Source organism: Streptomyces sp. S3(2020), from assembly GCF_013044505.1.
Classification (GTDB): domain Bacteria; phylum Actinomycetota; class Actinomycetes; order Streptomycetales; family Streptomycetaceae; genus Streptomyces.
On sequence record NZ_JABERD010000054.1, the window covers coordinates 46,651 to 53,329 of the forward strand.

General features: G+C 70.2%; 5 protein-coding genes. 3 read left to right on the forward strand and 2 right to left on the reverse strand.

Going from position 1 to position 6,679, the window contains the following annotated elements; all coding sequences use genetic code 11:
- Nucleotides 1-15 precede the first annotated feature (15 nt).
- Both HLK59_RS19310 and HLK59_RS19315 read left to right on the forward strand, forming a co-directional pair.
- Complete coding sequence (locus tag HLK59_RS19310; RefSeq protein WP_171142710.1) at nt 16-1,755, forward strand: P-loop NTPase fold protein; 1,740 nt, start codon at nt 16-18, stop codon at nt 1,753-1,755.
- A 105-nt stretch (nt 1,756-1,860) separates the two neighbouring features.
- Entirely contained in the window at nt 1,861-2,793 is a 933-nt protein-coding gene (locus tag HLK59_RS19315; protein WP_171142711.1) for a serine protease, read from the forward strand.
- Between the two features lie 3 nt (nt 2,794-2,796).
- On the opposite strand, the gene HLK59_RS19320 is transcribed toward HLK59_RS19315, so the two are convergent.
- Complete coding sequence (locus HLK59_RS19320; RefSeq protein ID WP_171142712.1) at nt 2,797-4,413, reverse strand: D-aminoacylase; 1,617 nt, start codon at nt 4,411-4,413, stop codon at nt 2,797-2,799.
- A 13-nt stretch (nt 4,414-4,426) separates the two neighbouring features.
- Nucleotides 4,427-5,671 carry an amino acid deaminase gene (locus tag HLK59_RS19325; protein ID WP_171142713.1) on the reverse strand — a complete coding sequence of 415 codons (1,245 nt, stop codon included), beginning with the start codon at nt 5,669-5,671 and terminating at the stop codon, nt 4,427-4,429.
- 179 nt (nt 5,672-5,850) lie between these two features.
- On the opposite strand from HLK59_RS19325, the gene HLK59_RS19330 reads away from it, so the two are divergent.
- Nucleotides 5,851-6,679, forward strand: an 829-nt coding sequence (locus HLK59_RS19330; protein ID WP_240982512.1) for a sugar kinase, incomplete at its 3' end; no start/stop codon positions are given.

The following is a 6,679-nucleotide window of genomic DNA, read 5'->3' on the forward strand; positions in this document are numbered from 1 at the left end:
ACGGAAGACGGGGACATGGGATTCGCGCTGCTGAATGACGAGCCGGTCACGGATCCGGCGGCCGATCTGCTCGGCACGGGCCGGGCCGCCGGGCAGCTGGCCCGGATGCTGCACGACTCACGCGGCTCGACCCCGTTCACGCTCGCCGTCGACGCCGGCTGGGGCATGGGCAAGAGCAGTCTGATGCGCCTGGTCGAGGAGGAGCTGAAGCGGGAGTACAAGGACGTCGAGACCGTCTGGTACAACGCCTGGACCTCCACGGGCGCCGACGCCCTGGAAGGCCTGATCAAGTCCGTGCTGGCCCGCTTCGACAAACGGCTGATGCGGCGCGTACTGCACGGCGTGGACGAGCAGGCGGTCCTGGTCCGGGCGGTGCAGACGGTACTGACCGTGGTCGCGGCCCCGTTCGGGGCGGCCGGCATCGTCGACCGGTTCTGGCAGGACCTCTCCGTCGACGCGAAGGCCCGCAACGACATGCGGGAGGCGCTGCGCGACCTCGCCACCCAGTGGGCGGACTCCGCGGCGTACGAGCCCCGACGCCTCCTCGTCGTCTTCGTCGACGACCTCGACCGCTGCTCCGAGGAGACCGTGCTGGCGGTCTGCGAGGCGGTGAAGGTCTATCTGGACATCCCCGGCCTCGCCTTCGTCATCGGCTGCGACCGCTCCGCACTCGGCCCCTCGGGGCTGCTCAGGGATCTGGGGCCGGCGGGATCGGCGTTCATGGAGAAGATCTTCCAGACGAGCTATCGCATCCCGGTGACGGGGGACGAGCGCGTCGAGGAGTACGTACGGCAGTGCGCCGAGCGCTCGGGGGTCCGTGAACTCCTCGCGGACGACACCCTGGTGCGGCTGATCGCGGAACGCTCCGCCCGCAACCCGCGCCGGATCAAACGGCTCATCAACGGCTTCGGACTGGAGTGCGCGCTCAACCCGGTGTGGCAGCAGTTCGACTCGGAAGCCGTCATCCGCACCCTGCTGCTCCAGCATCTGTACGCCGACTTCTACCGGACGCTGCTGGCGAGCGACCGCAGCCATGGGAACGCGGCCTGGGAGTTCCTGGACTACCGGGTGGCCAAGAGGCTGCTCGGGCGGCCCTCGGTGACGCCGGACGAGGAGTCGTGGCAGACCACGGTGAACCATCTGGGCGAGCACGACCTCGCCGCGCCCGACCGGGACGACCGTGAGGAGTGGGGCACCGTCCTGGCCCGGCTGGAGGAGTGTCTGCCCACCGGGTTCCCGGCGTTGGAGCGCGACCAGAACTTCGTGACACTCGTCGGGGAGCTGATGGGCATGGAGGGCGCGACCGAACTGGTGGAGCGGCTCAGACGGGGCGTCGGACCGGTCGCGGTGGTGGCGGCCGGCGACGAGGAACAGCGCCCGTACGCCGGATCGTTGGTGCTCTGGGTCGACGACCATCCGGAGGGCAACACCCGGGACGCCAGGCACCTGGAGTCGCTGGGCGCGCAGGTGGTGCTCGCCGAGGACGCACGACAGGCCGAGCGTGTCCTGGGCGGCTCCGCCCGGGTCGACCTGCTGATCTCCGACGTGGCGCGCGGAATGGACGGCGAAGCCGGGTTCACGATGCTTGAGCGCTGGCGCGACGCCGGCCACTATGCCGGGCCCGCCATCTTCTACGCCGGCCGCATCACGCCCGAGCGTGAACGTCGATGCCGCCATCTCGACGCCGAGATCACCATGTCCAGTTCCGCCCTGCACCAGTACGTCCGCTCCGTACTCGCCCATGATCAGGCCTGACACAACTTCTTGCCCGATTGGCCACCCCTCTTCACAATGCGCATGACAAAATCACGGGCGGCCGGAAGATTTCCGGCCGTCCAAGTCGCAAGAGGGGACCCCCACATGAGAAAGCCTCTCGTCGCCGCACTCAGTGTCCTGGCGCTCGCCGGGATGGGTACGGCACCCGCGGTCGCCGCCGAACCGTCCGTCGCGGGCGTCGGCAAGAGCGTGGACACGGAGACGGCCACGTCCGTCGTGCACGACCTGGTCACCTCCACCACCTCGGCCCTGAAGCAGGCCACGGCACCCTCGGCCACGATCCAGGCCGTGACGCTCGCCGGGACCGTCTCGCTCAGCAACTGCTCCGGTTCGGTCATCCGCTTCCCGAACTCCCTGGACACCGACCCGGCCCTGGTGCTCAGCAACGGCCACTGCCTGACCTCCGGCTTCCCGGATCCCGGCGAGGTCATCACCAACCAGGCCTCCACCCGGACCTTCGGCCTGCTCAACTCCTCCGGCTCCCGGGTCGCGACGCTGCGCGCGAGCAAGCTCGCCTACGCGACGATGACCGACACGGACGTCTCGATCTACCAGCTCACCAGCACCTACGCGACGATCAAGAGCTCGTACAACATCTCCCCGCTGACCGTCCAGGACACCCACCCGACCGCCGGCACCGCCATCACCGTGGCCTCCGGCTACTGGAAGACGCTCTACAACTGCAACATCGACGGGTTCGCCTACCGTCTGAAGGAGGGCGTCTGGACCTGGAAGGACTCGGTCCGTTACACCTCCGCCTGCCAGACCATCGGCGGCACCTCCGGCTCGCCGGTGATCGACCAGGCCACCGGCAAGGTCGTCGCCGTCAACAACACCGGCAACGAGGACGGCGAGTCCTGCACGGACAACAACCCGTGCGAGGTCAGCGAGAACGGCACCGTCACCGTCCGTGAGGGCATCAACTACGCCCAGGAGATCTACAACATCCCGGCCTGCTTCACGACCGGCAACCAGCTCAACCTGAGCGCGAGCACCTGCACGCTGCCCAAGCCGTAGCGATCAACGGGTGGCGTTCCGTCGTACGGGACTACGACGGACCGCCCGTCCCGCCAGTACGTCCGTCCGCCGGCCGTCCTCGATCACGAACCGGCCGTCGATCAGGACGTGCGGGATGCCCGTCGGAAGCGTGCGCGGATCCTCGTACGTCGAGCCTGCCGCCACCGTCCGCGGGTCGAACAGGACCAGGTCGGCCCGGTAGCCCTCGCGGATCAGCCCCCGGTCCGGCAGGCGCAGTCGTGCCGCCGGGCGTCCGGTCAGATGGGCGACGCACTCCTCCAGGGACAGCACCCCCAACTCCCGCACATACCGCCCGAGATACTGCGGGAAGGTGCCGTACGCCCGGGGATGCGGCTTGGCGCCCTGGAGGATGCCGTCGGAGCCGCCGGTGTGGACGGCATGCCGCATGATCGTGCGGACGTTCTCCTCGTGGCCGACGTGCTGGAGGATCGACGGGGCCAGCCGGTCGGCGAGGAGCAGCTGACGCGCGGTCGCCCAACTGTCCAGACGACGGCCCACATGGTCTGCCAGCGAGGGATCCGTGACCCCCGAGATCTCGATCGTGTCCCACTCCATCGGCACCCCGTGGCAGCCGTCCGAACCGATGACTTCGAGATGGTGGCGGATACGCTCGGCGGTCTCGTCGTCCGCCAGCCTCCTGAGGGTCTCCTCCGGTCCGCCCTCGCTCGCCCAACTCGGCAGCATCGCCACGAGAGTCGTGCAGCCGGGGGTGTAGGGGTAGGTGTCGAGGCTGATGTCGGCCCCGGACTCCAGGGCCGAGTCCAGCAGTTCGACCAGTTCCGGAGCCCGGCCCTCGTTCACGCCGAAGTTCATGGTGGCGTGGGCGAGATGGAGGGAGCAGCCCGCCTCCCGGGTCAGGGCCACCATCTCCTCGTACGCCTCAAGAGCCCCCGCCCCGTACGAGCGGTGATGCGGGCAGTAGTAGCCGCCGTACGACGCCACCACCCGGCACAGCTCGGTGAGTTCGGCATCCTTGGCGTACATGCCGGGCGTGTAGGTGAGCCCCGACGACATGCCGACCGCGCCCTGCTCCATGCCCTCGGCGACCAACTGCCGCATCCGGTCCAGCTCCTGGGGGGTCGCCTCGCGGTCCTCCCAGCCGACGGCGAGCATCCGGACCGTCCCCTGGGGGATCAGATAGGCCGCGTTGACGGCGATGCCCCGGCCTTCGAAACCGGAGTCCAGGCGGTCGAGATACCCGCCCACCGACCGCCAGTCGAAGTCGATGTCGTCGCCGTAACCGTTCCAGCCGGTGATGGCGCGGCGGACCTCGGCGAGGGTGCGGTCGTCGACGGGGGCGTACGACAGCCCGTCCTGGCCCAGGACTTCGAGCGTGACCCCCTGCGCGGCCTTGGCGCTGTGGTCGGGGTCGCGCAGGAGGGCCAGGTCGCTGTGGGCGTGCATGTCGATGAAGCCGGGGGAGAGGACGAGACCCTCCGCGTCCAACTCGCGGCGGGCCGAGGGGCGTTGGCAGCCCGCGTCGGCCGCCTCCTTGACGATCGAGACGATCCGGCCGCCGTCGATCACCACATCCGCCCGGTACGACGGCGCACCGCTGCCGTCCACGACGTCCGCGTCCCGGATGACGAGCTCTTCCATCAGCGACAGCCCCCTAGAAGTAGGTGCGGATGTAGTCGACGACCGTGCCGTCCGCCTCGGCCACCGGGATCAGCTGCCACTTGTCGAAGGACGTGCACGGATGGGACAGCCCCAGGCCGAGCCAGTCACCGACCTCCAGATCGGCCTCGGGCCCGGTGCGCAGCCAGGCGTGCTGGTCGGACAGGCCGGTCACCTCGATGCCGTCCGCCGGACGCTCCACGCCCGCCCGCCGTACGACCTGGGCGAACGGCAGATGGAGGTCGTACGCCGCGTCCCGCTTGCCCGCGTTGGCGAAGGCCTGCTCGGGGGAGGGGCGCGAGACGACCTGCGTCCACAGCCGGAACGCCGGTTCCAGGGCGCCCTCCTGCGGGACCCGGTTGAAGGGGGTGATCTCCCGGTAGTGGCCGTCGTCGTGCGAGACGTAGGCGCCCGAGCGCAGCAACTTCAGTACGGGGAGGGAGAGTTCGGGGATCTCCGCGAACACGTCGGCCACCGCGTCGAACCAGGCGCTGCCGCCCGCGCTGACGACGATCTCGTCCGTCCCGGCGAACCGCCCGTCCTTGTCGAACGCGACCGCGAGGGACACGAGCCGCCGCAGCCAGGCGTGCACCCGCTCGGGGTCGGCGTTCGGGACCTCCCCCTCGTACCCGGCGACGCCGACGAGCCGCAGCGTCGGCACGGCGGCCACGGCATCGGCGACGGCGGCGCACTCGGCCTCCGTGCGGACGCCGGTACGGGCGCCGTCGCCGGCGGCGAGCTCGACGACCACGTCGAGGGGGCGGGTGGCCCCGCGCAGAGCCGCGTCCATGAGCTCGACGCCGCGTACGGAGTCGACGTAGCAGACGAGCCGGAAGCCGGGGTCGGAGTCGAGTTCGGCGGAGATCCAGCGGAGCGCGGCCGGGTCGACGAGCTCGTTGGCGAGGAAGACGCGCCGGGTGCCGAAGGCCCGGGCCACCCGGACCTGGTGCGGTACGGCGAGGGTGATGCCCCACGCCCCGTGCTCGATCTGCCGCTGGAACAGCTGGGGTGCCATGGAGGTCTTGCCGTGCGGGGCGAACGCGAGCCCGTGCCGTTCGGAGTAGGTCTCCATGAGCCGCAGATTGTGCTCCAGGCGCTCGGCGGAGAGCGCGAGGACGGGGGTCGTGAAGCCGCCGGTGAAGAGGTTGCGGCGCTGGGCGGCCAGCTCGGTGACGGTGAGGCCGTCGGCGTCCGGGGGGAGCCCCTTGAAGCGGTGGTCGACCCGTTCCTCGACTGTCATGGAGCCTCCCTGATCCGGCGCGTTGCATACCTTGCAACGTCCATTGCGTATATCGCTTACCGCTGTCTAACATCTCGGCCAACACAGGGTCAATGGACCGCCATGACCAGGACCGAGGAGCCACGACGATCGTGACCAACGCCCCCGACCTCGTGGACGTCGTCGCGCTCGGCGAGTCCATGGTCACGTTCCTTCCCACCCGACCGGGCCGCCTCGCCGACGTGTCGTCGTTCGAGCGGGGGATCGGCGGCGCGGAGTCGAATGTCGCGTGCGGGCTGGCCGCCGCGGGGCACTCCGTGCGGTGGGTGAGCCGGGTGGGGGCGGACGGGTTCGGGGATCACCTGGTGTCGACGATTGCTTCGTACGGTGTGGACGTGTCGGCCGTACACCGTGATCCGTCGCGGCCGACGGGCGTGTACTTCCGTACGGCGGGGGACCGGGGGACGGATGCGCACGAGGTCGCCTACTACCGGGCGGGGTCGGCGGCGTCGGCGATGTCCACGGCCGACGTGGACCTGGGAACGAGCCGGGTGCTGCATCTGTCCGGGATCACCGCCGCGCTGTCGGACAGCTGTCTGGAGCTGATGCGGAAGCTGACGGCTCCGCGCGAGGGGCGTCCGCTGGTGTCCTTCGATGTGAACCACCGGTCGGGACTGTGGCGCGATGCGGACGGGCCGAGGGTGCTGCTGGAACTGGCCCGTGGCGCTGACGTGGTGTTCGTGGGGGAGGACGAGGCGGAGGAGGCGTGGGAGGTGACGGGCGGACCGTCGTCGATCCGCGAGCTGCTGCCGGAGCCGGGCGTGCTGGTGGTGAAGCAAGGGGCGACGGGGGCTACAGCGTTCGTGTCGGCTGCGGGTGAGTGCGGGCTGGTCGCGCCCCGCGGCGGAGCCGCATATCGACACGGCCCCGCGCCGCTGAGGTCGGCCGATGACCCCGGCGTGCAAGGCGTGGCTCCCGACCCGAGGAGAGGTGGCACCCCGTCAGCGCGGGCGAGTGAAACCCCTCCCC

What these genes read in the sequence shown, in the direction of transcription:
- HLK59_RS19310 (WP_171142710.1), top strand. Translation starts at nt 16, where the DNA reads ATGGGATTCGCGCTGCTGAATGACGAGCCGGTCACGGATCCGGCGGCC.
- HLK59_RS19315 (WP_171142711.1), top strand. Translation starts at nt 1,861, where the DNA reads ATGAGAAAGCCTCTCGTCGCCGCACTCAGTGTCCTGGCGCTCGCCGGG.
- HLK59_RS19320 (WP_171142712.1), bottom strand. Translation starts at nt 4,413, where the DNA reads ATGGAAGAGCTCGTCATCCGGGACGCGGACGTCGTGGACGGCAGCGGT.
- HLK59_RS19325 (WP_171142713.1), bottom strand. Translation starts at nt 5,671, where the DNA reads ATGACAGTCGAGGAACGGGTCGACCACCGCTTCAAGGGGCTCCCCCCG.